The organism is Sphingobium sp., from assembly GCF_033795625.1.
GTDB lineage: Bacteria > Pseudomonadota > Alphaproteobacteria > Sphingomonadales > Sphingomonadaceae > Sphingobium.
The window spans coordinates 24,566-50,395 of record NZ_JARYGI010000018.1; the positions used below are offsets into that span (position 1 = coordinate 24,566).

Below are 25,830 nucleotides of genomic sequence, written 5' to 3' on the forward strand. Positions count from 1 at the left end.
CGCAGCGGGTGGGAACTAGTTAGTTTGGTCGCGGATTAGCTGCGACTTGAGCGGTTTGCCTGTGCTCAAAATAAATACTGTTCCATCACGAGGACCAACCGTTCCGCAGGTGGTTTTGCTATCATATACGATGCCTTTTATGCTCTCTCGATTGGGCGAAGCGACCGCACTTTCAAAAGTTTCACCCGAAGCTGCAGAATGATTAAAGTCCCGTTTAAATATCGCAAGATAGCGCTTCGAACCCACAGCTAGCGCGTCGGGGAATTCCCCCTCGCCGTCGAACTGAAATTCTCCAGTCAAACTGGAAAGTTTGCGTTTCGATGCCGAGGACAAACGACAGGCATGGTCATAGCGTTCCTGCCACTTCCCAGAAGAAGCTTCTAATTTCGAGAAATTTGTCGGCTGATTGCATGCGAGAAGGGGGCAGGAAAAAAGTAGCGCTCCGCCTCTAATCGATCTGAAAATCCGGGATTCCTTAACCATGATGTCGCATCATTGCCCCGCCTTTCCGTTTATCGGCTTACTCGTCTTTAGCTTAAGAGCGGACGGTGCCCAAAGTCACAAACTCGCCCTAAACGCAAAAACCGCGCTCCCATCACAGGAACGCGGCTTGCATAGCACCAACTCGAACACTCCGAGGCTACTGCCCGGGCGCTCCCGGCACCGGCGGACTTTCAGGGCCGCCCGGCATCGGCGCGCCGCCTGGGCCACCCGGCATGCCGCCTGCCCCGCCCTGCATCATCTGCATCTGGCGCTGCATGGCCTCGATCTCGGCGCGGGACTTGAAGTCGAGCAGGGTCACGTCGAATTCCAGCGTGGAGTTCGCCGGGATCGGGCCCTTGGCTTCCGCGCCATAGCCAAGCTGCGGCGGGATGCTGAGATGGTATTTGCCGCCCTTCTGCATCTTCAGCAGGCCCTGCGTGAAGCCGGGGACCAGGCCATCGACCGGCAAAGCGGCCTGTTCATTCTGGTCGAAGACGGTCCCGTCCTTCAGCTTGCCGACATACGACACCAGCACCACGTCCGTCGTGGTCGGGCTGGCGCCTTCACCAGCCTTCAGCACGTCGAAGCCCAGCGAGTCGACCGTATCGGTGCCCGCATAGGCAAGGCCGGCCGCAGCCAGGACGATCGCCGCCACCCCTACCCACAATCGCGTCAGCGAGCCTTTGGCGACGGGACGGAGCGGAACAGCGGTAGTGGACATGAGCCAGTGCCTAGAGCTTGAGGAGAGCGCTTGAAGATAGCAGGGTAGCGTCGTGCGGGCGGATCACCCGCGCCGCAGCAGTTACGTCAGGCAGTCCTTACCGGACGCCGTCACGCTCCGCACGCTTGCGATCCATCTTGCGCGCGCGACGAACGGCGGCAGCCTTTTCGCGTGCCCGCTTTTCCGACGGCTTTTCGTAGTGACGGCGCAGCTTCATCTCGCGATAGACGCCTTCGCGCTGCAGCTTCTTCTTGAGGGCGCGCAACGCTTGATCGACATTGTTATCGCGAACGATGATTTGCATAAGGCCTTCAGTCTCCAATCGAATAACAGTCGGAACGCCGGGACATCCACATGCCCCACCGGGCCGGCCGTAAGCAATAATAAGGGGTCGGCGCAGAGCGGGTCTGCGCCGTGTGGCAGGCGCGTTACCAGCAGAGTCGCGAGATTTCAACCCCTCACGGCACAGGCTCGCCCGAAAAGCGGCAATTCCCGTCGCGACCGGTGCCCCGCACCTCGACAGAGGGCGGCAGTTTGTGGTTTACCGACAGCAATGTCAATAAGGAGAGGTGCCATGGCCACGGACGCCCCGTCGCTTGGAAAAACTATGTCGCCAGCCGAGAGGATCGCCCGTCAGCAACTCGCCGCCTGCTACCGGATCTTCGCGCGGCAGGGCTGGGACGAGCTGATCTACAATCACATCACCCTGCGCGTGCCGGGGGAGGATCATGCCTTCCTCATCAATCCCTTCGGTCTGCATTACCGGGAGGTTCGCGCCTCCAACCTCGTCAAGATCGACATCGACGGTAATGTTCTGGACGGCAGCCCCTACCCTGTGAACAAGGCGGGCTTCACGCAGCACAGCGTCTTCCACCGCTATATCCCCGATGCGCATTGCATCATTCATACGCACACCACTGCCGGAATGGCCGTGTCGGCGACGCGAGAGGGGCTGTTGCCGACCAATTTCTACGCCGCCGCCTTTCATGGCCAGATCGCCTATCACGGCTTCGAGGGGATCACGCTACGCGCCGACGAGGGCGTTCGGCTGATCGAGAGCCTGGGCGACAAGCGCGTCATGATGCTGCGCAACCACGGGACGCTCGTGATGGGCGAGACGCTGCCCTCCGCCTTCTTCCGCCACTGGGCGCTCCAGCGCGCCTGCGAGATTCAGGTTGCGACCGGCGCGGCTGGCACGCCTGCGCTGATCCCGGACGAGGTGATCGCCGTGCATCAGCGCGACATGGCGGGGGTGCAGCTTCCCGGCGGCGAGGGCGCTGCGGACTTCGCCGCGATGGTGCGGATGCTGGAGCGGGACGAGACCGACTGGAAGGACTAGCCGCAGTGAGCCGTCAGGAAACAACCGCAATGACAGCGCTTTAATCGCGACAGTTGAGGAATGCCGCAAAGTTCTGGTCCTGCAATTCGCGCTTGCACTAGGCGACGAGGAGGTAGAGCATCCCATTCACCAGCCAAAATAGGGGGAAAATAGGATGCGAGGATATTGGACGGCGGCGGCAATCACTGGCGCGGTTTTGATTTTGACGGGGTGCGAAGCGGCGGAAGCGCCTGCGCCAGTCGAGGATGCGCCGATCCTGCTGAAGGCGGGACAGTGGACGATGGACCGGACGATCACCGGCTACAATACGCCCGACATCACGGCCGAGGATTACGCCCGGATGGTCGGCACCAAGAGCACCGCCGAAGTCTGCCTGACCGTCGACGCGAAGGGACAGCCCGACCCAAATGCTCTGGCCGGGGCGGAAGGCGAAGAATGCACTTATAAGGAGCCAAGCATCCGCAAGGGCCGCTTCATCGCGAACCTGACGTGCAAGGCTGGGAAGGGCACTTCGGAGCTGGTGCTGGAGGGCAATTACAAGGCCGACAGCATGACCCTGGGCGTCAGCATGACCAAGATGGAGGGTGGCAACGCCGTCCTGCGCACCACGCATGACCTGACGGCCAAGCGCACGGGGGAGTGCAAGGCGAGATAAGCGCGTCCCCTCAACCCGTTCGCCCTGAGTGAATGATTGACCTCAGGCTATTCCATCCCCGTTCGTGCTGAGTAAAGACTGAGCTTGGCGAAGGCTTATATCGAAGCATCATGGGCAGTGCTTGATCCTTCGATACGCCATTTCGACTTCGCTCAATGGCTACTCAGGACGAACGGATAGGTGAGAAGGCACCAAGTTCTAAAACACCGCCGCCACGAACTTGGCGAAGGCGTCGGCGCGGTGGCTCATGGCGTGCTTGGCGTCCGGGTCCATCTCGCCGAAGCTGACGTCGTGGCCCAGCGGCACGAACATCGCGTCATAACCGAAACCGTTATTGCCACGCGGCGGCCATACGAGCGTGCCGTCCACACGGCCCTCGAACGCTTCGACATGCCCGTCGGGCCATGCCAGCGCCAGCGCGCAGACGAAGTGCGCCGAGCGGCTCGCATCCGGCCCGGTCGCTTCCAGCTTCTGCCAGACGGTTCCCATCGCCGCGCCGAAATCCTTCTCCGGCCCCGCCCAGCGCGCCGAGAATATGCCGGGCTCGCCCAGCAGCGCGTCGACGCACAGCCCGCTATCGTCGGACAGCGCCGGGAGCCCCGAGAGGTCCGCCGCCTGCATCGCCTTCAGTTCCGCGTTGGCGATGAAGGTCGTCCCGGTCTCTTCCGGCTCGGGCAAGTCGAGGTCCGCCGCCGACACCGGCTCGATCCCATAGGGCGCGAGTAGCGCGCGGATCTCGCGGATCTTGCCCGGATTGTGGCTGGCGATCACCAGCTTGCCGGGCTTCAGCTTGCGGATCGCCTGTGGGGCGTTCGGATCGTCGGCGATGAAATCGCTCACCGGCCGGCTGCCCCGGCAACGGCCGCGTCTTGAGCGGTGAAGATCTGGCCGCAACCTATGCGCGCAAGCCGCAGTAAGCGCAGCAATTCTTCTTCGTCGAAGGTCGCGCCTTCCGCCGTCGCCTGCACTTCGGCCAGCTTGCTGTCGCCGGTCAGTACGAAGTTCGCGTCGGCCTCCGCGCTCGAATCCTCGATGTAATCCAGGTCGAGAACCGGCGTGCCCTGATGAATGCCGCAACTGATCGCGGCGACCTTCTGAAGGATCGGGTCTTCCTTCAACAGCCCCTTCGCCATCAACCCATTAATCGCGATCCGCAGCGCCACCCAGGCGCCGGAAATCGATGCCGTCCGCGTGCCGCCATCGGCCTGCAGCACGTCGCAATCGATCGTGATCTGCCGCTCGCCCAGCTTCTTCAAGTCTACGACCGACCGCAAGGACCGCCCGATAAGCCGCTGAATTTCCTGGGTACGTCCCGACTGCTTGCCCTTCGCCGCCTCCCGGCTGCCGCGCGTGTGCGTCGCGCGCGGGAGCATGCCATATTCCGCCGTCACCCAGCCCTCGCCCTTGCCGCGCAGGAACGGGGGCACCTTCTCCTCCACCGATGCGGTGCACAGCACCCGCGTGTCGCCGAAGCTGATCAGGCACGATCCCTCGGCATGGATGGTGAAGGCGGGTTCCATCGTGATGGTCCGCATCTGATCGGGGGTGCGGCCTGATGGGCGCATGAACATGACTCCTTTTGAACTTTGGAGCGCGGCTTAGCGTCCCCTCGTCCCGCTGGCCAGTGCATCGCGGACAAAAACAAGTTAAGCGCTGGTTGAACGGCGCCGCCGAACAAGAGCAAGAAGGAGACACGCGATGCGGGCACTGATGATCACCGGACTGCTGGCGGCGCTGAGCGGCTGCGCGACGACCGCGGAGCCGGCGCCTCCCGCCAAGGCCGACACGATCCGCTTTGCCGCGGGCCGCTGCTTTGGCGCCTGCCCTTCCTATAGCGTCATCATCGAGCCCGATGGATCGGGCGTGCTCTACCCCGAGAAATATACCTCCGTGCCCGGCGAGACGCGCTTCACTGTTACGCCTGCGCAGTATCGGCGCCTGCGCGATACGCTTGCGCCCTTCCGCCCGCCCGTCGGCACCCAGCGGAAGATCGCGCCGGGCGAGCCCTCCTGCAAGATCGCCGCCACCGACATGTCGAGTTATCAGATCGTCTGGACCCGCGTGCCGCAGAAGCCGAGACAACTGGACTTTTATGGTGGCTGCCATGACCCGCAACACAAGCGCCTGCGGGCTGCCATCGCCACGGTGCCGAAGCTGCTCGGCATCGAGAAGATGCTGACGCCCGCACCCGGAACCACAGGAAAGACTCGATGAAAAGCGTTCTCCCCCGCATCCTGCGCATCTTCGGCACGGCTGCCCTGTTGATGGGACTTCTGTGGATCGGACAGGGGCTCGGGTTCATCAAGTGGCCCGCCGAAAGCTTCATGATCGACATGCGGCCATGGGCATGGCGCGGCGCGGGGCTGGCGATCCTGGGCATCGTCATGCTGACCTTCTCGGTCAGGCTCAGCCGCCGGGATTGAGCCTCATCACTTTGCCCCCTACATAAGCGCGATGGCGACCATTCCCATCAGCGAACTCAATGACCGCGCGCGGGACGTGTTTCGTCTGGTGGTGGAGAATTATCTCGGCACCGGGATGCCGGTCGCCTCGCGCACCATCGCGCGCCTTGCGACGCTGAACCTGTCGCCCGCGTCGATCCGCAATGTGATGCAGGATCTGGAGGAACTCGGCCTGCTCGCTGCGCCGCATACGTCTGCGGGGCGAATGCCGACGGAGACCGGGCTGCGGCTTTTCGTGGACGGGATGATGCAGGCCGCCGAACCATCGATGGAGGAACGCCGCGCCATCGAAGCGCAAGTGGGCGAAGGCGGTCCGATCGAGAACGCGCTGTCCGCCGCGACGCTGGCCCTGTCCGGCCTCTCCGCTTGCGCTGGGATCGTCATGGTGCCCAAACGCGAGCCGATTCTGCGCCAGTTCAGCTTCGTGGCGCTGAACGAAAGTCAGGCGCTGGCGATCCTCGTCGCGCAGGATGGCTCCATCGAGAACCGGGTGGTCGATCTGCCGCCCGGCATTACACCTTCGATGCTGACTGAGGCGGCAAACTACATGTCGCACAGATTGGGCGGGTTGACTCTTCGGCAGGCGCAGAACTTGCTCGGGCAGGAACTGGATGCCGACCGACGCGCGCTCGACAGCGCCGCGCGGGAGCTGATCGACCGTGGCCTCGCCATCTGGTCGAAGGACAATGCCGACCGCCCCGTGCTGATCGTGCGCGGTCAGGCGAACCTGATCGACGAGACGGCCTCGGCGGATCTGGAACGCGTGCGGCAACTGCTGGACGAACTGGAGGGCAAGCAGGAAATCTCCCGCCTGCTGGAAAGCGCGCTGGCGGGAAGCGCGACCAAGATATTCATCGGATCGGAAAACAAGCTCTTTTCCCTTTCCGGTTCATCGGTCATAGCCGCGCCGTACCGGGCCGGCGATGGCCGCGTCGTTGGCGTGGTCGGGGTGATCGGCCCCACCCGCTTGAACTATGCGCGTGTGATCCCCATGGTGGATTTCACTGCGCAGACCCTGTCGAGATTGATGAGATGACCGAAGAGACAATGAACGAGAACACCGCAGAGATCGCACCCGAAGAGGAGGCGCTGCCCCCCCACGAACAGCGCATTGCCGCTCTCGAAGAGGAACTCGCCGTCGCCAAGCAGGACGTGCTGTACGCTCATGCCGAGACGCAGAATGTCCGCCGCCGGCTGGAGAAGGAGTTGCAGGACACGCGCGCCTATGCCGCGACCGGCTTTGCCCGCGACATGCTGACTATCGCCGACAACCTGACGCGCGCACTGGCCGCGATCCCGGCTGACCTGCGCGAGGACGAGAAGATGAAGGGCCTTGTCGTCGGCCTGGAAGCCACTGGCCGCGAGCTGGAAAGCGTGTTCCGCAAGAATGGCATCGAGAAGATCGAAGCCGTCGGCCAGCCGCTCGACCCGAACAAGCATCAGGCGATGATCGAACTGCCCTCCACCGACGCCGCTCCGGGCACCGTCGTGCAGGAAATGCAAGCCGGCTACATGATCAAGGACCGCCTGCTCCGCCCCGCCTTCGTGGGCGTGGCGAAAGCTGCGGAATAAGTGGAGACTTCCAACAGCTAAAAGTGGAAGCTTCCAACACGAAGCTCTAACGAAAGGCGGCGGTCCTCGGGCTCGCCGCCTTTTTGCTATCCGGCACACAGGTAAAACATTCTACGATATATCTTGACTCTACAGTTTTGAGATATATCTTGAGTGCATCGACTACCTAAGGATTCATTGATGCAGTATACAACTTCACACTTTGGTTATGGACATCGCGGCCATCCCCACTGCGGATCGCACGAAGGCGATCATGGCCGCTTCGGTGGCAGACATGCAGGCGGCAGGCATGGCGGTGGACGCTTCGGCGGCGACTCCATGGGCGGCGGCGGGCCGATGCGCGGGCGGCGGCGGCTGTTCGATGCGGCCGAACTTAAGCTCATCCTCCTCAACCTGATCACAGAAAGCCCGCGCCATGGTTACGACCTGATCCGCGCCATCGAGACGCTCTCTGGCGGCGCTTATGCTCCGAGCCCCGGCGTCATCTATCCGATGTTGACGATGCTCGCAGACATGGAACTGGTCGCCGAGCAACCGGGCGAAGGCAGCCGCAAGCTGTTCGGCATCACGCCCGCAGGCTCCGCGTATCTCGAAGAGAACCGCAACGAGGTTGTCGAAGCCCTGGGCCGTCTCGATATCCTAGCCAAGCGGGCCGAGCGCACCGATGGCGCGCCGATCCGGCGAGCGATGGATAATCTGAAGATGGCGCTCCATAACAGGCTGAGCGGCGACAATGCCGACGCCGAAACCGTATTGAATGTAGCCGCTCTCCTCGATGAGGCAGCGGGCAAGATCGAAAGGCTGAAATAATGGCGCAGGCTACAGCAACCGTACCCACCACCAGCGGCAGCAAATATCTCCAGCAGCTCTGCAAGCACTGGAGCCACAAGCTGGCAGTCGAATTCGACGCGCAGAAGGGCACCGTCACGTTCCCCAACGCCGTCGCCATCATGGAAGCTGAGCCCGAGGCGCTGCTCGTCACTGTCGAAGCCAAGGACGCCGAAACAGTGGAACGGATGAAGAGCGTGGTGGCGAACCATCTCGACCGCTTCGCCTTCCGCGAAGCGCCCCTGCCCTTCGACTGGAAATAGGCTGCCCGCCCTACTTCTTGGCCTCACCGTAGATGTTGCGGCCATAAATGTTGCCGGGCGGAGCATAGCGGCACACCAGATAGTCGTCGCGTTCATTGGACGCGACGGCACAGCCGATGGTCGTGGTCGCCTGCCACACCATCTGCGTATAATGTCCGACGTCCCGCCAGTCCCCGGTCGTGCTGAAGTCCGGGACCGGGCGATGGCGATAGTAGCGGCGCTCATTCTCCCATGTCGCCGCCATCTCCGCATAAGTGAAAGCGCCGCGCGTCCCCATCCACAGGTTCTCGCCCTGCGGCGTGGGGCGATAGGCCTTGCCGCTGTGCTCGAAGCGGCGGGTCCGGGCCAGCACCTGTGCGTAGGTCATTGCCTGCGCAGCGAGCGCCGGGTCCCACTCTACCGGCGCGACCTCGATGTCTTCCCGCGCTTCGTTGTGGACGCGCAGCACGATCCGGCGCAGCAACGCATCGCCGCGGGGCCGCACCTCATAAGGCTCCTCCCACTCCGAGCGAACGTTGGACTGCCGCTCCGTCTGCGCCAGCGAAGCGCCCGGCAGCGCCGCAACGCAAAGTAGCCACCACCTCAAAATCCGCATACACACCCCGCATCATGTCCGCGCATCCTGCTCCCTTATCCCTGAACGCATCCCTAACCGGCGCGCTGGCCCTTTATATTCATTGGCCTTTTTGCGTGTCAAAGTGCCCCTATTGCGACTTCAACAGCCATGTTCGGGAGAGCATAGATGCCGATGCGTGGCAGGCGGCGTTGCTGGCCGACATGGCGCATGAAGCGGCGCTGACGCCCGGGCGGAAGCTCGGCTCGATCTTCTTCGGCGGCGGCACGCCTTCGCTGATGCCGCCCCGGATCGCCGCCTCCCTGATCGCGGCGGCGGAGCGGCACTGGGGATTCGCGCCGGACATCGAGATCACGTTGGAGGCCAATCCCAGTTCCGTCGAGGCCGCCCGCTTTGCGGACTTGGCGGCGGCGGGAGTGAATCGCGTGTCGCTGGGACTTCAGGCACTGGATGACGCGGCGCTGCGCTTCCTCGGGCGAGCGCATGACGTTCGCGAAGGTCTGGCGGCGCTGGACACCGCGCAGCATGTGTTCGACCGCGTGACCTTCGACCTGATCTACGCCCGACCCGATCAGAGCGAGGCGGACTGGCAGGCCGAACTCTCCCGCGCTCTCTCGTTCGGCACGGATCACCTGTCGCTCTACCAACTCACCATCGAGCCGGGCACGCGCTTCGAGAGCATGGTACGGCGCAGCGAATTCACGCCTGCCGATCCTGATCACGGCGCGACGCTCTACGAACTGACTCAGGCGATGACGGAGGCTGCCGGAATGCCAGCCTATGAGATCAGCAATCATGCGCGGCCGGGACAGGAGAGTCGCCACAATCTCACTTATTGGCGCTATGGCGATTATGCTGGCATCGGGCCGGGCGCGCATGGACGCCGGGGCGGATGTGCGACGCAGCGGCACAGGAAGCCGGAGAACTGGATGGCAGCGGTGGACCGGAACGGCCATGGACTGAAGAGCGAGGACAGCCTCTCGCCGCAGGATCTGGCCACCGAGGCCCTGTTGATGGGCTTGCGCCTGCGCGAAGGCGTCGACCTCGACCACATTGCGGCAAGTTCCGGCATGGCGCGGGAAGCACTGGTGGATGGCGAGGCTATCGCCCGCTTGTCTGCTCTCGGCTTCGTTCAGGCGGAAGGCCCGCATCTCCGCGTATTGCCTGCCGGAATGCTGTTGCTCGATGCGATCCTGCCGCAAGTCGTTGCGCTCTGACCCTTCGCCATTCTACGGTGCCGCTATGGCCGCGGCGCAATCCCTGATCGAAGACTGGCGCAACTATCTGGCGCAGGATCGGCGGCGCTCGATCCATACCGTGCGCGCCTATGTGGCCACTGCCGAACGGCTGGTGGGCTTCCTTCAGGGGCATCAGGGCGGCAGCGTCAGCCGCAATGATCTTGTCCGCCTGACGACTGCCGATATCCGAAGCTTTCTAAGCGAACGGCGCATGGCGGATGACATAGGCAATCTGTCCACCGCCCGCGAACTCTCCGCGATCCGCGGTTTCCTGCGGTTCGTAGGGGGTGAAGGGGCCAATGTGCCCTCCATCAAAGGCCCGCGCGTCAAGCGGGGTGTGCCTCGCCCCGTAGCACCCGACGACGTGATCGCTCTGGCACAGGATATCGCGGAAAGCGCCCGAGACGGCTGGATCGGCGCGCGAGACTGGGCGGTGCTGCTGCTGCTCTACGGCGCTGGCCTGCGCATCGGCGAAGCGATGGCGCTGACGGGCGACGTGCTGCCGCTACAGGAGACCCTGCGCGTCACCGGCAAACGCAACAAAACGCGGATCGTGCCGCTGCTCCCGCAAGTGCGCGACGCGATCGACGCCTATCTGGCGGTGTGCCCCTTCCCCGCAATGCCTGGCGAGCCATTGTTCAAGGGCACGCGGGGTGGGCCGCTCTCCCCCTCGCTGATCCGCCGCGCGGTACAGGGCGCGCGTGGACGGCTCGGCCTGTCGGAGCGCGCCACACCGCATGCCCTGCGGCACAGCTTCGCCACGCATCTGCTGGGACGGGGAGCCGACTTGCGATCGCTGCAGGAACTACTCGGCCATGCCAGCCTGTCTTCAACGCAGGTCTATACCGAGGTCAACGCAGCCTATCTGCTGGACGTCTACCGGAACGCGCATCCCCGGGCGTGAGGCTTATTCTTGCCTGGGAGCGGAGGGCCGCCAGGTGATCAGCCGGTAGAGATAGAAGATGACGGCGATCGCCACCGTCGCCGTCGCGGCGGGGCCGATATACTTATCGATCTCCTTGAAATTGCTGCCCAGTATAAAGCCTGCATAGGCAAGGATAACATTCCAGATCAGCGCGCCGGCTCCTGTCCACAGCAGGAAGCGCACATGTCCCATACGGAACAATCCGGCGGGCAGCGATACCATCGTGCGCAAGGCTGGCATGAAGCGAAACACGAAAACGATGGCCTGCCCATAGCGCGCAAACAGCCGATTCAGCGCCTCGACATCGCACCATTCCAGCGTCGCCCAGCGCCCATGGCGCTCGACCAAGGGTCTCAGTCGCTCGACGCCCAGACGCGCCCCGACCAGATACCAGAAATAATTGCCGATGGTCGTGCCTGCGGTGCCCGCCAGCAACAGCGGCACCATTTCCATCCGTCCCTGCCCGACGCGGATGCCGCCAATTCCCATGATGAGTTCGGACGGGATCGGCGGGAACACATTCTCCAGCACCATCAGGAACCATATGCCCCAATAGCCGCCAGCATCGATCAGATGGAGAACCCAGTCAGTCATCGGAGGATCTTCGCGATGGCGCTCAAGCGCGCGCTGCCAGCCGGGCGTCGATCGCGTCCCAGATCATGCCTCCGGTATCAGTGCCGTTGAACGCGTCTATCGACACGATGCCAGTCGGGGAAGTCACGTTGATTTCCGTCAGCCATTCGCCGCCGATCACGTCGATGCCGACGAACAGCAGCCCGCGCTTCTTGAGTTCCGGTCCCATAGCGGCGCAGATTTCCCGCTCCCGCTCCGTGAGTTCGGTCTTGGCGGCCGATCCGCCGACCGCGAGGTTGGAGCGGATTTCGCCTGCACCGGGCACGCGGTTGACGGCGCCTGCCACTTCGCCATCCACCAGCACGATGCGCTTGTCGCCGCTCGCGACGCCGGGGATGAACGCCTGCACCATAAAGGGCTCGACCCATGAGGCGTTGAAGAGTTCCACCAACGCCGAAAGATTGGAGCCGGCCTTGCCGACATGGAACACCGCCGTCCCGGCATTGCCATAGAGCGGCTTCACCACGATCTCGCCATGTTCGGCAAGGAAACTTCGTGTTTCCTCAAGGCTCCGCGTGATCATAGTCGGCGGCATGAAGCGGGCATAATCGAGCACGAACACCTTTTCCGGAGCGTTGCGCACGGCGGCCGGATCATTGACCACCAACGTCTCGTCCTGAATGCGCTCCAGCAGATGCGTGGCGGTGATGTACGACAAGTCGAACGGCGGGTCCTGCCGCATCAGCACCACGTCGATGTCGCGGCCAAGGTCGAGCCTCACAGGAGCGCCGAAAGTGAAATGGTCGCCCTCGACCTTGCGGACTTCCACCGGGCGTGCTTCCGCGACCACCCGGCCTTCGCGGAACGTCAGGTCGGGCGCGAGATAGTGATAGAGCCTGTGCCCCCGCGCCTGCGCCGCCAGCATGATGTGGAAAGTCGAGTCCCCGCCGATCTTGATCGATTCCATCGGGTCCATCTGCACGGCGACGTTAAGAGACATAGCGGCCTTTCGAGTTTGCAGTCGGGCAGAAGGTTTCGCTCAGCCCCCATGCCAGACGTTGGTCAAATGGCGCGGCGCTCGTCCCGGCGCAAGGAGCATCACGTCGATTCGCATGTCGTCGCCCGGCTGGCAATATGTCGGGCCGAGGATTTCCGCCGCCGCCGCAACACGCGAAAGCCGCCGCTCGTCGATGGCGAAGTCCAGTTGCGCAACGGTGCCGCGTGCCTTCACTTCGATGAAAGCCACGATGCCGGGTTTGCGCGCGACCAGATCGACTTCGCCCAGCGGTGTCCGCACGCGGCGGCCGAGTATCTGCCACCCTTTCAGCCGCAGCCACCAGCCGCAGATTCGCTCCGCCTGCCGCCCGCGCTTTTCCGCCGCCTGTTTCTTCACCCCTTCAGCACCATGGCGCGGGCATAGAGTTCGCGGCGGTCGAGACCCAGCGCCTTGGCTACCTCCCCCGCAGCCTTCGACACCGGCAGCCGCGTCATGGCTTCCAGCAGCGCCGCATCGGCATCATCCTGCGTAGCGGCGGGCGCTTCACCGGGCGGGCCGACGATCACCACGATCTCGCCGCGCGGCGGTGCATCGGCATAGCGGGCGGACAGTTCCGACAGGGTGCCTGTCACCGTCTCCTCGAACGTCTTGCTGATTTCCCGCACAACTGCCGCATCCCGATCACCCAGCCCTTCGGCCATGGCGGCGAGGCTGGCCGAAAGACGCGGCCCGCTTTCGTAGAAGATCAACGTGGCGCGCAACGCAGCAACTTCCGCCAGCGTGTCGCCTCGCGCCTTCGCCTTGGACGACAGGAAGCCCATGAACAGGAAGCGATCCGTCGGAAGTCCGCTCAGCGTCAGCGCCGCGATGGCCGCACTTGGCCCCGGCAGGCTTGTGATGTAACGCTCCGCCGCACGCGCATCGCGCACCAGCTTATAGCCCGGATCGGATATCAGCGGCGTCCCCGCGTCCGACAACAACGCAATCGCCTCCCCGGCCATACGCTCGATCAGCCGCAGCCGCAGACTGTCGTTGCTATGGTCGTGATAGGGCACCATCGGCCGGTCCGAACCCGCCGCGCGCAGCAGCTTTGCACTGACGCGCGTGTCCTCCACCGCAACTACATCCGCCTTGCGCAATATCTCCGCCGCGCGCGGCGTCAGGTCGCCGAGGTTGCCGATAGGCCCCGCGACGATATAAAGGCCGGGCGCCAAACGAGAGTCTTCTCGATCAGATTCAAAAGCAGTTTCCATAAGGACGCCAGATGACAGAGACGGATGCCGAACCGCAAGCAGGCATATTGCCGGTCGTGAAACGCAGCGCGAGAATTCTGTTCGCGGCTTGCGCTTTGATGGTGGCAGGCTGCCAGACCATCGTACCGCGCGGCGAGCAGCCGACCGGCCCCGCTACCACCGAGCAACCCGCCGACCGTCCGGTCGAACCGGGCCTGCCGACCGATACACAGCGGCATCGCGTTGCTTTGCTCGTGCCGATGAGCGGTGCAAATGCAGGCGTCGGCCAGTCTATTGCCAATGCGACGACGCTTGCCCTGCTGGACACGAAGACCGAAAAGGTTCGGATCACGACCTACGACACGAATCTCGGCGCTGCTGCTGCCGTGAGTCGCGCCCTCTCGGAAGGCAATCGCCTGATTCTTGGCCCGTTGATGGCTGAAGATGCGCGCGTCGTCGGGCCGATCGCCCAGAAGGCGGGTGTGCCCGTCATCAGCTTCTCCAATGACAGCAGCATTGCGGGCAATGGCGTCTATTCGATGGGCTATGCCCCCGCGCAATCCATCGAGCGAGTCGTGACCTTTGCGCGCTCGAAGGGGCTGAACAGCTTTGCCGCACTGGTGCCGCGCGGAACCTATGGCGAGCGTGCGGGCACGTCGCTGCTGCGGGCAGTGGAAGGCGCTGGCGGTACGGTGGTGTCGATGCAACCCTTCGACCGCTCGCCCGGTTCGATCACCGCTGCCGTCAGAAAGCTGGACGCGAGTTCGCCCTATGACGCGGTGCTGATCGCCGATGGCGGCCGCGTAGCCATTCAGGCAGCGCCGATCCTGCGCAAGAGCGTGCGGGGCTCAAAGGCGCAGGTGCTGGGCACAGAGTTATGGAACACGGAAAGCACGATTGTCGGGACGCCGGCCTTGCGCGGCGCCTGGTTCGCCAGCGTATCGGACGGCCTCTATCGCCAGCTTGCCACCCGATATCGCACTCGCTTCGGCAGCACGCCGTTCCGGCTGTCGTCGCTGGGGTATGACGCCGTACTTCTGACGGTCCGCATCGCGCGGGACTGGCAAGTCGGAACGCCCTTCCCCGCCCGACGGCTGGCCGACAGCGGCGGGTTCTCCGGCATCGACGGCGCGTTCCGGTTCACCCGCAACGGGATCGCGGAACGCGCGCTGGAGATCAATCAGGTGAATGCAGGCAGCTTCGCGGTGTTGGACGCAGCGCCGGGCGGGTTTCAGGAGTAGGATTTCCTCCCCTCGCGGGGAGGAAACACGTTAGAGGATCGACTGGCCGGTCTTTTCCCAATCGGCCATGAACCCTGCGATCCCCTTCTCGGTAAGCACATGATTGAACAGCGACTTGATGACGGCAGGCGGCGCGGTCATCACGTCGGCTCCGATCCTGGCGCTTTCCAGCACATGGATCGAATGCCGGACGCTGGCGACCAGGATTTCGGTATCGAACGCATAATTGTCATAGATCAGGCGAATGTCCTGGATCAGCGCCATGCCGTCAAAGCCATTGTCGTCATGCCGGCCGACGAAGGGCGAAATGAACGCCGCGCCAGCCTTGGCGGCCAGCAGCGCCTGATTGGCCGAGAAGCAGAGCGTCACATTGACCATCACGCCATCGTCGGACAGCGCCTTGCATGTCTTCAGGCCATCGATCGTCAGCGGCACCTTGATGCAGACATTGTCGGCGACCTTCCGCAGCACTGCCGCTTCCTTCATCATCGTTTCGTGATCGAGCGCGACGACTTCGGCGGATACGGGGCCTGGTACGATGGAGCAGATTTCCTCGACCACTTCCACGAACTTGCGGCCGGACTTGTGGATCAGTGACGGGTTTGTGGTTACGCCGTCGAGCAGACCTGTGGCGGCCAGATCGCGGATTTCGGCAGTGTCTGCGGTATCGACGAAGAATTTCATGGGATGCCCTCCGGCTGGGTGATTCGATGGCGCCGCTATAGGCGCGCAAACTTCCCTGGGGTAGGGCACAGATCATGACTCGCGCTCGCGTCCTCATCCTCAATGCCGCTTTGGGTCCCCTCGACTACCGCGTCCCGCACGGCATGACCGTGGAGCCGGGCAGCATCGTCGTCGCGCCGCTGGGGCCGCGCCAACTGGTCGGCGTGGTGTGGGAGGAGGACCGCTTTCCCGATGTCGAGCCGGTCGGCGACAACCGGCTGCGGCCACTGCTCGGCGTGATGGATGCGCCGCCTCTTCCCGCCCCGCTCCGCCGGCTGATCGAATGGACAGCGGACTATTATCTCGCGCCGCCCGCAGCGGTGTTGCGCATGGCGCTCGCGTCCCACTCGGCGCTGGAGGGGACACGCACCACGATCGAATATCGCGCAACCGGCAGCGCACCCGACCGCCTTACCGAGCAGCGCGCGCAGGCTCTGGAACGGATCGGTGAGCGGCAGGGGCTGATCCGCGAACTCGCGACCATCGGCGGCGTATCGGATGCGGTGGTACGGGGCTTGGTGAAAGTGGGTGCGCTCGAACCCGTTGAAGTCAGCACCGACACGCCTTTTCCTGAACCCGACCCGGATTTCGCGCCGCCTGATCTCAGCGACGAGCAGGCCGCCGCCGCCGGGCAATTGATGGATGCCGTGGCAGCGCGCGACTTCCATCCCTTCCTGCTTGATGGCGTGACGGGGTCGGGCAAAACCGAAGTGTATTTTGAAGCTGTCGCGCGTGCGCTGCGCGATGGGCGGCAAGTGCTGGTCCTGCTGCCGGAAATCGCCCTGACCGAACCGTTCCTCGGTCGCTTCACCAAACGCTTCGGGGTGGAGCCCGTCGCCTGGCACAGTGGCCTTCGCCAGTCAGAGCGCCGCCGGGCATGGCGCGCCATTGCGACGGGACAGGCGAAGGTCGTCGTCGGCGCGCGATCTTCGCTGTTCCTGCCCTATCCGCGGCTTGGCCTGATCGTCGTCGACGAAGCGCATGAGACAAGCTTCAAGCAGGAAGACGGCGTGCATTATCATGCGCGCGACGTGGCCGTGATGCGCGGGCTGATGGAGAAATGCCCTGTCATCCTCGCCTCCGCCACGCCCGCCATAGAAACCCGCCATCAGGTCGAGGTGGGCCGCTACACAGAGATCAAGCTGCCCGCCCGCTACGGCGGTGCGCAGATGCCGGAGATCATCGGCCTCAACCTCCTCACGCACCCACCCGAGCGGGGCCGCTGGATCGCGCCGATGCTGGTCACGGCGATCGACGAAGTGCTGGAGAAGGGCGAGCAGGCGTTGTTGTTCCTCAACCGCCGGGGTTATGCGCCGCTGACTTTGTGCCGTCATTGCGGCTACCGCTTTCAGTGCCCGAACTGCACCGCCTGGATGGTCGAGCATCGCCTGACGCGCCGCCTCGCCTGCCACCATTGCGGCCATGTCATTCCCGTGCCCAAGGCATGCCCCGACTGCAAGCAGGAGGACGCGCTGGTCCCCTGCGGCCCCGGCGTCGAACGCATCGCCGACGAAGTGACTGCGCTATGGCCGGAGGCGCGCACCGCCATCGCCACGTCCGACACCCTCTGGTCGCCCGCAAAGGCCGCGGACTTCGTGAAAAGCGTCGAGGGTGGCGCGGTCGACATCATCATCGGCACGCAGCTTGTCACCAAGGGCTACCATTTCCCGAACCTCACCCTCGTCGGCGTGATCGACGCGGATCTCGGGTTAGAAGGCGGAGACCTGCGCGCTTCCGAACGCACGTTCCAACAGATCGTGCAGGTCTCCGGCCGCGCGGGCCGTGGCGCAAAGCCGGGTCAGGTCTACATCCAGACGCGCATGCCCGACGCACCCGTTATCAAGGCGCTGATCAGCGGCGACACCGAAGCCTTCTATGCAACGGAAACCGCCAGCCGTCGGCACGCCCACGCTCCGCCCTTCGGCCGCTTCGCCGCCATCATAGTGTCGAGCGACGATCCCGCCGAGGCGGCCACGGTTGCCCGCCTGATCGGCAAGAGCGCGCCCGATATTGAGGGTATGCGCGTCTACGGCCCCGCCCCCGCGCCGCTCGCAGTGTTGCGCGGACGTCACCGCCATCGCCTGTTGGTCCACGCCACCCGGCAGCTCGACGTGCAGGCGGCGATCCGCGAATGGCTGGGCAACGTCGTCTGGAAATCCGGCACGCGCGTTGCCGTGGACATCGACCCCTACAGCTTCATGTAGAGATCATTTTCCGACGGGCAGTTCAACCGACGGTGCTTCCAAATCCATCATGTCCAACGTTCCTCCACTGGATTCCACCTTCATCAATGCGTCCTGCAGTTTCAGTGCATAAGCCTTGTGCGGGCTGTCATGCGGAGAAAAGGCGATAGGGTCGAGCAAGCGCGCCGCAATGCGATATTGCTTCCGGTCGGCGTAAGAAGAGGACAGCATGAAGCGATATTCGTCATATTGGGGCACAAGAGCGAAGGCCTTTTCAAGGCCATGATAGGCCGTGGCGGGCACTTCCGACCCGAACATCTTGTGATAGCGATAGAATTGGACGAGCGGCGCCGCATCCTCGGTATCCAGCCGATTGCCCTTGATGATGGCGGCCAGCGCAGCTTTCCGAATGCCGGGATCGTCCTTTTCCCGCGCCTTTTCCAGAAGCACATCTGCCTTCGTGGCGTAGGCAGGCGCATATTTGGGGTCCAGGCCAATGGCGCGATCCGCGTCGGCAAGCGCTGCATCATCCAGTCCAGCGGCCAGTTCCGCTTCGGCAAGAAATGCCTGCGCATAAGCGCTTTGCGGGAATTTAGCAGCTATCGGACGTACTTCTGCGAGAAATGCCGCTTTCTTCGCCTTGTCGCCGCGGTCTTCCTCCACCGCCTGCAGGCGACGAATTTCGTACGTCATCAGCGCAGCCTGCCCCGCTTCCACAGCGAAGACTTGCACGGAAATCTTGGGCATCTCCTGCGGCGACAGGCGGTTTGCACTCAATTTGCGCTTTTCCAGATATCTGCGAAGTTCCGCGTCCAGCGTCTTCAGGCCGCCTTTGAAATAGGTGTCGGCATCCTTTGCCGTGCCGTTCACCATGTCGCTCAGATATTTGTCGAACTCAGCACCGCGGGCCGAAGTGTACCGGAAGTAATGCGTCAGCAGCCAGGCCGTGCCATAGAAGCGATCCATGTCCGGCGGGCTCATCTTCTCCGTTTTTCCGGAAAACAGCTGCGCCAACGGAAGTGGCTTCATCAGCACCAGTCCATAAGCGCGATAGAGTGGCGCGAGCCCGAACTCGATCGACTGGTCTTCAGGAAACTTCACGACGGAATAATATTCGGCAAACCCTTCGATATACCAGGCGGGATAGGCCGCCGGGAAATAGTGAAGCATGAAGTGGTGGGCATATTCGTGGAAAAGGATTTCCTCGGCGCCCAAGTCGAACTGGCCGTTCTTGCGCTCACGCGCGACGACAGCGTAGCCGTTCCGGCGGGAACCATCATAGAATCCTGCGACATTCTTGCGGCCTGCCAGCTTCTCGACAACGTTGCTGCTGGGCACCATGAAGACGATGACCGGGCTGCCCGGCTCCGTATCCGGCGTATTCGTCATCTTCCGCAAAAGAAAGTCGAACTTCTCCAGCTTCTCGGCGAAGCCTGTAAGCTCCTTGGCCGAGCCTTGGCTGTAGACGATGAAATGGCGTGTGCGGCCCTGGCTCCACGCCGCTCGCGCCTCTCCGCTCGCGCCCATGTAAAGCAGGGCAGCCAAGAACATCGCCCCGATCCGAATCACCTTCATGCTCAACCCCCGTCGATACGACGGCTGATGCACGGACTTCAGCGGCAATTGAAGTGCCTCTGACGCATTGACTTGTGAATATTGTCCCATATCGGATGCGCCCGTGACGATCCCGACGCCCTGCACCCAAATCTGTACGCTCGACCCGAAGGGAAAGCTGTGCGTGGGATGCGGCCGCACATTGGACGAGATTGCCCGCTGGGCGACCATGGCAGCGGTAGAGCGTGACGCCATCATGGCACGGCTGAAGCGTTAGGCGTCTCGCTCCCGCGCGAGCAGCTTCTCCTTGCGTTCCAGACCATAGGCATAACCGCCAAGGCTGCCATCGGTGCGTAACACGCGGTGGCAGGGAACCAGCACCGCGAGCACATTGTCGCCGCAGGCCGATCCGGCGGCGCGGACGGCCCCGGGCCTGCCGATGCTCGCCGCGACCTGACTGTAAGTGCGGGTTTCGCCGGCCGGTATCGCCCGGAGCGCGTCCCACACCGCTTGCTGAAAGGCAGTGCCCTGCACATCCACGGGCAGGTTTGCCGTGCGAGCGGGATTGTCCACCAGCGTCGCAACGTCCTGCGCCAGATCCGCGAAACCGGCATCCGCGGGTCGAATGTCGGCAGCGGGAAACCGTCGCCGCAACTCGCTCTCATCCTCGTCGAAACTGATCCGGCAAAGGCCCTTGTCCGTTGCCGCGACCAGCATCGACCCGAGGCTGGTTTCCGTGACGGTGTAGCGGATCGTCACCCCCGCCCCGCCCTTCCTCCAGGCGCTGGGCGTCATGCCAAGGCGCTCCCCGGCATCGGCATAGGCGCGGCTCGGTGCGTTATATCCGGCATCGTAGATCGCATCGGTCACGCGGTGTTCCTCCTTCAGGGCATTTTCCAGCCGATCCGCTCGCAACTTCCGGGCATAAGCGCTTGGCGTCACCCCCGTCGCTCGCTTGAACAGACGATGAAAGTGATGGGGCGCATATCCTACGGCCAGCGCCAACGTCTCGAGCGAGAGCGGCTCTTCGGCCGCGGCGATCAACTCCAGCGCCTTGTCCACGGCTTGGCGATCACGCCCCACTTCATCAGGACGGCAACGCAGGCAGGCCCGGAAGCCTGCCGCGCGTGCAGCTTCCGCTTCAGCGAAGAACCGGACGTTTTCACGCTTCGGATGCCGCGCGGGGCAGCTCGGCTTGCAATAGATGCCAGTGGTCAAAACCGCACCGACGAAATGCCCGTCGAGATCGCGGACGCGCCGGGTGAATGCCTCCCAGCAGGCGTCCGCATCCAGCGCGGCGCTGGCATCGATGAAGGCGGCTTGTGGTGTCATCTGGATCATGGGTCTACCCTGCCCCATCGTGGAGGCAAAGACTTCCCGCATCTTGCTTTCAAAGCGAGCGGCGATGCTTTCCCGTTTTACTTCGCGAGCATTGGCAATATGTATCGCCCCCTATGACCGCCCTCCTCCCCGCTTTTGCGCGGCGTTTCGTCGCCTTCCTGTTGCTGCTCGGCTTCGCGGCGACGGCGCGCGCCGACCAGATGGACCTTTCGGCAGCAGCGCGAAGCGTCGTGCGCGTGGCTCTGGTGGCGACGGACGGAGCGGAAGCCTATTTCGTCGGCCACGGCAGCGGCGTAGTGGTGGCGCCCGACAAGGTGCTGACCAATGCCCATGTCGTGGAACTGGCGCGCGAAGAAAAGAACATCGTCATCGGCATCGTGCCGTCGGAGGGCAAGAAGAGCTATGGCGGGCGGATCATTGCCTATTCACCCGGCAACGACCTCGCGCTGATTCAGATGGACGAGGGTCGCCTGCCCCCTGCCAGCTTCTATGCCGGAGCCGTAACCGATGGACAGCATGTGACTGCGATCGGTTTCCCCGGTACTGTCGACCGCGCGCAGGGACTTGGCCTCAAGGAAATGGTCGAGCCGATGAACCCGGTGAAGACGGGCGGCAATGTTTCGGCCGGTCGGTCGGGCAAAAGCTACGACACTGTCCTGCATACCGCGCCGCTGGCTTCGGGGAACAGTGGCGGGCCACTGGTAGACGATTGCGGACGCGTCCTTGGCGTCAACAGCTTCGGATCGATATCCGATGGCAGCGACGCGGAATTCGGATTTGCCGTATCCAACCGGGAAATTGCCTCCTTCCTGCGGCAGGCAGGCGTGACTTTCCTCCGCACGTCAGCACCTTGCCGCTCACTGGCCGATATCGACGAAGCGGAAGCCCGACGCGCAGCACAGCAAGCAGCCACTCAGGATGCAGCCGCTCGCGCCAGCGCCGCCGCGCGCGATGCTGCCTTGTCGAAGGCGAGAGATGCAGCGGAACAGGACGTCATTTCGGCGCGCGAGAATGTGATGGCGCTGGCCGCCGTGCTGCTTGCCCTGGCCGTGCTGGCGGCAGGCGCCGCGGGGCTGAACTACACGCAGGGGAAGCAGCGTCCCACGATCTGGTTCGGTGTCGGCGGGGGCGTCCTGCTGATCGGTGCGCTGCTGGCTTTCGTTCTGAGACCGAGTTTCTCAAGCGTCGAAGATCGCATGGCGGCGGCGTCGGTGGATACGGGCGAGGTAACGACCGCTCAGACGGTGGGCTATGCGGCGGCTGGCGACAATTTGTGCCGCATTGATGAGGCGCGTAGCCGCATCACCGTGTCGGATACGACGGATGTCCCCCTCAACTGGACGGAAAGCGGCTGCGCGAATGGCCGTGAGCAATATCTGCCGGACGGAACGGAGTGGACGCGCGTGAACAGCACGGCCGATGATGCCGCGATCTCGGTCTCGCGCTTCGATCCGGGCACCGGCACCCTGCGCAACGAACGGTACCTGGCCGACGCCGACACGCTGGAACGCGCCAGGGCCATCCGGGCACGCACCGATGCGGGAGCCTGCACCACCGATGCAGCGGCGATGGCGAAGCTGAAACAGATGCAGGGTGACTTGCGCGCCATATTGCCGTTGCAGCCGAACGAACGGCTCGTTTATCAATGCGCCAAGGGCAAAGCCGACACGTCGGCGCCCTGATTTCTGCAATCTTGCTCCACCTGCAAGAGTTATCGCCAACGCGTATTGCATCGCGGCAACCCTCCTGCTAACCGGCCCGCAGATCAGGGGCGTGGGCAACCACTTCCCCCTCTTGGCATGAGTGCCTTTTCAAAGCGGAGGACTTTCACAGCGTGGAGACAGGCGGCGGTATAAGCGGCGGGATTCAAGCCAGCCTCAGCGGCCGCTACGCGGTGGCGTTGTTCGAACTTGCGCGTGACGGTAAGTCGCTGGATGCAGTGGCCGAAAGCCTGGCTGCTCTGAAGCGCGCGCTGGCCGAATCGAGCGATTTCAAGGCGCTGATCGTCAGCCCCATCGTCGGCCGTGACGTTGCGACCAAAACCGTAGCAGCAGTGGCCCAGTCGATGCAGCTCGATCCGCTTACCTCCAATTTTCTTGGCGTGCTCGCGCAGAACCGCCGTCTGGCGCAATTGCCCGCTGTGATCCGCGCCTACGAAACTTTGCTGTCGAATCATCGGGGCGAGGCTCGTGCCGAAGTCGTTTCGGCGCACCCGCTGAACGCCGATCAGGTCTCGGCTCTGCAGAAGAGCCTGCGCGCCCGCGTCGGCCGTGAAGTCGCGGTGGAGACGAAAGTCGACCCCGCGATTCTGGGCGGGCTGGTCGTCAAGATCGGCAGCCAGATGATCGACAGTTCCATCCGTACCCGTTTGAATACTCTTGCCCACGCTATGAAGGGCTGAAGACCCCTTAAAGGTCCGATGAAAGGCTGAACATGGATATCAACGCCGCAGAAATTTCGAAGGTCATCAAGGACCAGATCGCCAGCTTCGGCACCGAAGCGCAAGTGTCGGAAGTCGGCACCGTGCTGAGCGTCGGTGACGGCATCGCCCGCATCCACGGCCTGGACAATGTGCAGGCCGGTGAAATGGTCGCCTTCTCCAATGGCGTGCAGGGCATGGCCCTCAACCTGGAAGCCGACAATGTCGGCGCGGTGATTTTCGGCTCGGACGCCGAGATCAAGGAAGGCGACACCGTCAAGCGCACCGGCACCATCGTGGACGTCCCCGTGGGCCGTGGCCTGCTCGGTCGCGTAGTCGATGGACTCGGCAATCCGATCGACGGCAAGGGCCCGATCGTTTCCGACCAGCGCATGCGCGTCGAGAAGAAGGCGCCCGGCATCATCCCGCGCACCTCGGTTCATGAGCCCGTGCAGACGGGCCTCAAGGCCATCGACACGCTCGTTCCCGTCGGCCGTGGCCAGCGCGAACTGATCATCGGCGATCGTCAGACCGGCAAGACCGCCGTTGCGATCGACACCTTCATCAACCAGAAGGGTGTCAACGCCGGCACCGACGAGAGCAAGAAGCTGTACTGCATCTATGTCGCAGTCGGCCAGAAGCGCTCCACCGTCGCGCAGATCGTGCGTCAGCTCGAAGAAAACGGCGCGATGGAATATTCCATCGTCATCGCCGCCACCGCTTCGGAGCCCGCGCCGCTTCAGTATCTCGCGCCTTACACCGGCGTCACCATGGGCGAATATTTCCGCGACAACGGCATGCACGCCCTGATCGTCTATGACGATCTGTCGAAGCAGGCCGTGGCCTATCGCCAGATGTCGCTGCTGCTGCGTCGTCCTCCGGGCCGCGAAGCCTATCCGGGCGACGTGTTCTATCTCCACAGCCGCCTTCTGGAGCGCGCTGCGAAGATGAACAGCGACAATGGTTCGGGCTCGCTGACTGCGCTGCCGATCATCGAAACGCAGGCTGGCGACGTGTCCGCCTATATTCCGACCAACGTGATTTCGATCACCGACGGCCAGATTTTCCTCGAAACCAACCTCTTCTATCAAGGCATCCGTCCGGCCATCAACGTGGGCCTCTCGGTGTCGCGCGTCGGTTCAGCCGCGCAGACGAAGGCGATGAAGAAGGTGTCGGGCTCGATCAAGCTGGAGCTGGCGCAGTATCGTGAAATGGCGGCGTTCGCCCAGTTCGGTTCGGACCTCGACGCCTCGACGCAGAAGCTGTTGAACCGCGGCGCGCGACTGACGGAACTGCTCAAGCAGCCCCAGTTCTCGCCGCTGCCCTTCGAAGAACAGACCGCCTCGATCTTCGCAGGCACAAACGGCTATCTGGACAGCATCCCCGTTTCGGACGTCAACCGCTATGAGGAGGCGATGCTCTCCTTCCTGCGGCACGACCATGCCGAGCTGTTGACGGGCATCCGCGACAGCAAGGACCTGTCTGACGACAGCAAGTCCAAGCTGAAGGCCGCGCTCGATAGCTTCGGCAAGACGTTCGCCTGAAACATGTAACCGTCACCCCGTTCGCATCGGGGTGACGCATAAGGGTTAAGCATGGCAAGCCTGAAGGAACTCAAAGGGCGGATCGCCTCGGTCAAGTCGACCCAGAAGATCACCAAGGCCAAGCAGATGGTCGCCGCCGCGAAGCTGCGCAAGGCGCAGGCTGCCGCCGAAGCTGCGCGTCCCTATAGCGCACGGCTTGAGCGCGTCGTTGCCTCGCTGGCTGCGACGGTCGGTGGTGGCGAAGGCGCTTCGCCGTTGATGGCGGGCACGGGCAAGGATGACGTACATCTGCTCGTCGTCGCCAATTCGGATCGCGGCCTTGCGGGTGCCTTTAACGCCAACATCGTAAAGGCGGCCGCTGCCAAGGCAAAGGCGCTGATCAGCGAAGGCAAGACCGTCCAGTTCTACCTGATCGGTCGCAAGGGCCGTCCGGTCATCAACCGCACCTTCCCCGGCATGATCGTGGCGCAATATGACACGACCGGCGCCAAGGCTCCCGGCTACGATCAGGCGCAGGCCATTGCCACTGAGCTTACCGATATGTTCCTGGCCGGGAAGTTCGATGTCGCGCATCTATTCTACTCGACGTTCAAGTCGGCGCTGGCGCAGATCCCGACCGAACAGCAGATCATTCCGGTGAAGATCCCTGTCGATGCAGCTGCGGCTGGCAATGCTACGGTTGAATATGAGCCGGACGAGGAAACCATCCTGGCCGATCTGCTGCCGCGCAACGTCGCGATCCAGATCTTCAAGGCGCTGCTGGAAAACATGGCGTCCGAACAGGGCGCGTCGATGACCGCAATGGACAACGCCACGCGCAACGCTGGCGACCTCATCAACAATCTCACCATCCAGTACAACCGCAGCCGTCAGGCCGCGATCACGACGGAACTGATCGAAATCATTGCTGGCGCAGAAGCGCTTTAAGCACAGCATAAAGATGGCGCTAGAGCGCTATAGGAC

General features: G+C 63.3%; 30 protein-coding genes. 17 read left to right on the forward strand and 13 right to left on the reverse strand.

What is annotated here, in order from left to right; translation table 11 throughout:
• Positions 1–15: 15 nt before the first annotated feature.
• The 3 genes from QHC67_RS10735 to rpsU form a co-directional block, all read right to left on the reverse strand.
• The gene (locus QHC67_RS10735) at positions 16–483 is read right to left on the reverse strand and encodes a hypothetical protein (RefSeq protein WP_319294152.1); all 468 of its coding nucleotides are present in this window, start codon (positions 481–483) and stop codon (positions 16–18) included.
• 157 nt (positions 484–640) lie between these two features.
• Positions 641–1,204, reverse strand: coding sequence for an FKBP-type peptidyl-prolyl cis-trans isomerase (locus QHC67_RS10740; protein ID WP_319294154.1), 564 nt, complete (start codon positions 1,202–1,204; stop codon positions 641–643).
• Between the two features lie 97 nt (positions 1,205–1,301).
• A complete protein-coding gene (gene rpsU / locus QHC67_RS10745; RefSeq protein WP_104954164.1) occupies positions 1,302–1,508 on the reverse strand; it encodes a 30S ribosomal protein S21 in 207 nt (68 codons plus the stop codon).
• Positions 1,509–1,778: 270 nt separating this feature from the next.
• Here rpsU and QHC67_RS10750 point away from each other — a divergent pair, with 270 nt between their 5' ends.
• Positions 1,779–2,543: a class II aldolase/adducin family protein gene (locus tag QHC67_RS10750; RefSeq protein WP_319294157.1), complete on the forward strand. Its 765-nt coding sequence runs from the start codon at positions 1,779–1,781 to the stop codon at positions 2,541–2,543.
• Between the two features lie 154 nt (positions 2,544–2,697).
• On the forward strand, positions 2,698–3,198 hold the full coding sequence (locus tag QHC67_RS10755) for a DUF3617 domain-containing protein (RefSeq protein ID WP_319294159.1): 501 nt from the start codon (positions 2,698–2,700) through the stop codon (positions 3,196–3,198).
• 198 nt (positions 3,199–3,396) lie between these two features.
• Here the strand turns inward: QHC67_RS10755 and rdgB are convergent, their stop codons facing one another.
• Both rdgB and rph read right to left on the reverse strand, forming a co-directional pair.
• The gene (gene rdgB / locus QHC67_RS10760; protein ID WP_413818525.1) at positions 3,397–4,038 is read right to left on the reverse strand and encodes an RdgB/HAM1 family non-canonical purine NTP pyrophosphatase; all 642 of its coding nucleotides are present in this window, start codon (positions 4,036–4,038) and stop codon (positions 3,397–3,399) included.
• Positions 4,035–4,763 (reverse strand): ribonuclease PH, encoded by a 729-nt coding sequence (gene rph / locus QHC67_RS10765; RefSeq protein ID WP_319294161.1) that lies wholly within the window; start codon positions 4,761–4,763, stop codon positions 4,035–4,037. The genes rdgB and rph overlap by 4 nt, the downstream gene beginning before the upstream one ends.
• A 133-nt stretch (positions 4,764–4,896) precedes the next feature.
• On the opposite strand from rph, the gene QHC67_RS10770 reads away from it, so the two are divergent.
• The 6 genes from QHC67_RS10770 to QHC67_RS10795 all read left to right on the forward strand — a co-directional run bounded on the left by QHC67_RS10770 (position 4,897) and on the right by QHC67_RS10795 (position 8,323).
• Entirely contained in the window at positions 4,897–5,412 is a 516-nt protein-coding gene (locus tag QHC67_RS10770; protein ID WP_319294162.1) for a DUF6438 domain-containing protein, read from the forward strand.
• Positions 5,409–5,621 (forward strand): hypothetical protein, encoded by a 213-nt coding sequence (locus QHC67_RS10775; RefSeq protein WP_319294163.1) that lies wholly within the window; start codon positions 5,409–5,411, stop codon positions 5,619–5,621. Before QHC67_RS10770 ends, QHC67_RS10775 begins: the two co-directional genes overlap by 4 nt.
• Before the next feature lie 31 nt (positions 5,622–5,652).
• Entirely contained in the window at positions 5,653–6,696 is a 1,044-nt protein-coding gene (gene hrcA / locus QHC67_RS10780) for a heat-inducible transcriptional repressor HrcA (protein ID WP_319294165.1), read from the forward strand.
• Between the two features lie 11 nt (positions 6,697–6,707).
• Positions 6,708–7,232 carry a nucleotide exchange factor GrpE gene (grpE, locus tag QHC67_RS10785; protein ID WP_319294233.1) on the forward strand — a complete coding sequence of 175 codons (525 nt, stop codon included), beginning with the start codon at positions 6,708–6,710 and terminating at the stop codon, positions 7,230–7,232.
• 180 nt (positions 7,233–7,412) lie between these two features.
• On the forward strand, positions 7,413–8,042 hold the full coding sequence (locus QHC67_RS10790) for a PadR family transcriptional regulator (protein WP_319294167.1): 630 nt from the start codon (positions 7,413–7,415) through the stop codon (positions 8,040–8,042).
• Positions 8,042–8,323 carry a DUF2218 domain-containing protein gene (locus QHC67_RS10795; protein WP_319294169.1) on the forward strand — a complete coding sequence of 94 codons (282 nt, stop codon included), beginning with the start codon at positions 8,042–8,044 and terminating at the stop codon, positions 8,321–8,323. The genes QHC67_RS10790 and QHC67_RS10795 overlap by 1 nt, the downstream gene beginning before the upstream one ends.
• A gap of 10 nt (positions 8,324–8,333) precedes the next feature.
• Here QHC67_RS10795 and QHC67_RS10800 read toward each other — a convergent pair whose 3' ends face one another.
• Positions 8,334–8,918: a CAP domain-containing protein gene (locus tag QHC67_RS10800; RefSeq protein ID WP_319294171.1), complete on the reverse strand. Its 585-nt coding sequence runs from the start codon at positions 8,916–8,918 to the stop codon at positions 8,334–8,336.
• 14 nt (positions 8,919–8,932) lie between these two features.
• Here QHC67_RS10800 and hemW point away from each other — a divergent pair, with 14 nt between their 5' ends.
• Both hemW and QHC67_RS10810 read left to right on the forward strand, forming a co-directional pair.
• The gene (hemW, locus tag QHC67_RS10805; RefSeq protein ID WP_319294173.1) at positions 8,933–10,114 is read left to right on the forward strand and encodes a radical SAM family heme chaperone HemW; all 1,182 of its coding nucleotides are present in this window, start codon (positions 8,933–8,935) and stop codon (positions 10,112–10,114) included.
• Between the two features lie 25 nt (positions 10,115–10,139).
• A complete protein-coding gene (locus QHC67_RS10810) occupies positions 10,140–11,039 on the forward strand; it encodes a tyrosine recombinase XerC (protein ID WP_319294235.1) in 900 nt (299 codons plus the stop codon).
• A gap of 3 nt (positions 11,040–11,042) precedes the next feature.
• Here the strand turns inward: QHC67_RS10810 and QHC67_RS10815 are convergent, their stop codons facing one another.
• Genes QHC67_RS10815 through rsmI form a run of 4 tightly spaced genes read right to left on the reverse strand, consistent with a single transcriptional unit; the run spans position 11,043 to position 13,883 of the window.
• Positions 11,043–11,654, reverse strand: a complete 612-nt coding sequence (locus QHC67_RS10815; RefSeq protein ID WP_319294175.1) for a DedA family protein — start codon at positions 11,652–11,654, stop codon at positions 11,043–11,045.
• A 22-nt stretch (positions 11,655–11,676) separates the two neighbouring features.
• The gene (gene gshB, locus QHC67_RS10820) at positions 11,677–12,633 is read right to left on the reverse strand and encodes a glutathione synthase (protein ID WP_319294177.1); all 957 of its coding nucleotides are present in this window, start codon (positions 12,631–12,633) and stop codon (positions 11,677–11,679) included.
• Between the two features lie 39 nt (positions 12,634–12,672).
• Positions 12,673–13,026, reverse strand: coding sequence for a YraN family protein (locus QHC67_RS10825; RefSeq protein ID WP_319294179.1), 354 nt, complete (start codon positions 13,024–13,026; stop codon positions 12,673–12,675).
• Positions 13,023–13,883, reverse strand: a complete 861-nt coding sequence (gene rsmI, locus QHC67_RS10830) for a 16S rRNA (cytidine(1402)-2'-O)-methyltransferase (protein ID WP_319294181.1) — start codon at positions 13,881–13,883, stop codon at positions 13,023–13,025. The genes QHC67_RS10825 and rsmI overlap by 4 nt, the downstream gene beginning before the upstream one ends.
• A gap of 11 nt (positions 13,884–13,894) precedes the next feature.
• On the opposite strand from rsmI, the gene QHC67_RS10835 reads away from it, so the two are divergent.
• Entirely contained in the window at positions 13,895–15,103 is a 1,209-nt protein-coding gene (locus QHC67_RS10835) for a penicillin-binding protein activator (protein ID WP_413818526.1), read from the forward strand.
• Positions 15,104–15,133: 30 nt separating this feature from the next.
• On the opposite strand, the gene fsa is transcribed toward QHC67_RS10835, so the two are convergent.
• Positions 15,134–15,787 (reverse strand): fructose-6-phosphate aldolase, encoded by a 654-nt coding sequence (fsa, locus tag QHC67_RS10840; protein WP_319294183.1) that lies wholly within the window; start codon positions 15,785–15,787, stop codon positions 15,134–15,136.
• 74 nt (positions 15,788–15,861) lie between these two features.
• Here fsa and QHC67_RS10845 point away from each other — a divergent pair, with 74 nt between their 5' ends.
• Positions 15,862–18,030, forward strand: a complete 2,169-nt coding sequence (locus QHC67_RS10845; protein WP_319294185.1) for a primosomal protein N' — start codon at positions 15,862–15,864, stop codon at positions 18,028–18,030.
• Between the two features lie 3 nt (positions 18,031–18,033).
• Here QHC67_RS10845 and QHC67_RS10850 read toward each other — a convergent pair whose 3' ends face one another.
• Positions 18,034–19,584, reverse strand: a complete 1,551-nt coding sequence (locus tag QHC67_RS10850) for a hypothetical protein (protein WP_319294187.1) — start codon at positions 19,582–19,584, stop codon at positions 18,034–18,036.
• A gap of 103 nt (positions 19,585–19,687) precedes the next feature.
• Here QHC67_RS10850 and QHC67_RS10855 point away from each other — a divergent pair, with 103 nt between their 5' ends.
• Positions 19,688–19,840: a DUF1289 domain-containing protein gene (locus tag QHC67_RS10855; RefSeq protein WP_319294189.1), complete on the forward strand. Its 153-nt coding sequence runs from the start codon at positions 19,688–19,690 to the stop codon at positions 19,838–19,840.
• On the opposite strand, the gene ada is transcribed toward QHC67_RS10855, so the two are convergent.
• Positions 19,837–20,904 carry a bifunctional DNA-binding transcriptional regulator/O6-methylguanine-DNA methyltransferase Ada gene (gene ada / locus QHC67_RS10860; RefSeq protein ID WP_319294191.1) on the reverse strand — a complete coding sequence of 356 codons (1,068 nt, stop codon included), beginning with the start codon at positions 20,902–20,904 and terminating at the stop codon, positions 19,837–19,839. The genes QHC67_RS10855 and ada overlap by 4 nt on opposite strands.
• Before the next feature lie 113 nt (positions 20,905–21,017).
• Between ada and QHC67_RS10865 the strand changes: the two genes are divergently transcribed.
• The 4 genes from QHC67_RS10865 (at position 21,018) to QHC67_RS10880 (ending at position 25,794) form a co-directional block, all read left to right on the forward strand.
• Complete coding sequence (locus tag QHC67_RS10865; RefSeq protein ID WP_319294193.1) at positions 21,018–22,586, forward strand: serine protease; 1,569 nt, start codon at positions 21,018–21,020, stop codon at positions 22,584–22,586.
• Between the two features lie 152 nt (positions 22,587–22,738).
• Complete coding sequence (locus QHC67_RS10870) at positions 22,739–23,305, forward strand: F0F1 ATP synthase subunit delta (RefSeq protein WP_319294195.1); 567 nt, start codon at positions 22,739–22,741, stop codon at positions 23,303–23,305.
• A gap of 32 nt (positions 23,306–23,337) precedes the next feature.
• On the forward strand, positions 23,338–24,867 hold the full coding sequence (gene atpA / locus QHC67_RS10875; protein ID WP_319294197.1) for a F0F1 ATP synthase subunit alpha: 1,530 nt from the start codon (positions 23,338–23,340) through the stop codon (positions 24,865–24,867).
• 51 nt (positions 24,868–24,918) lie between these two features.
• A complete protein-coding gene (locus QHC67_RS10880) occupies positions 24,919–25,794 on the forward strand; it encodes a F0F1 ATP synthase subunit gamma (protein WP_319294199.1) in 876 nt (291 codons plus the stop codon).
• Positions 25,795–25,830: the final 36 nt, after the last annotated feature.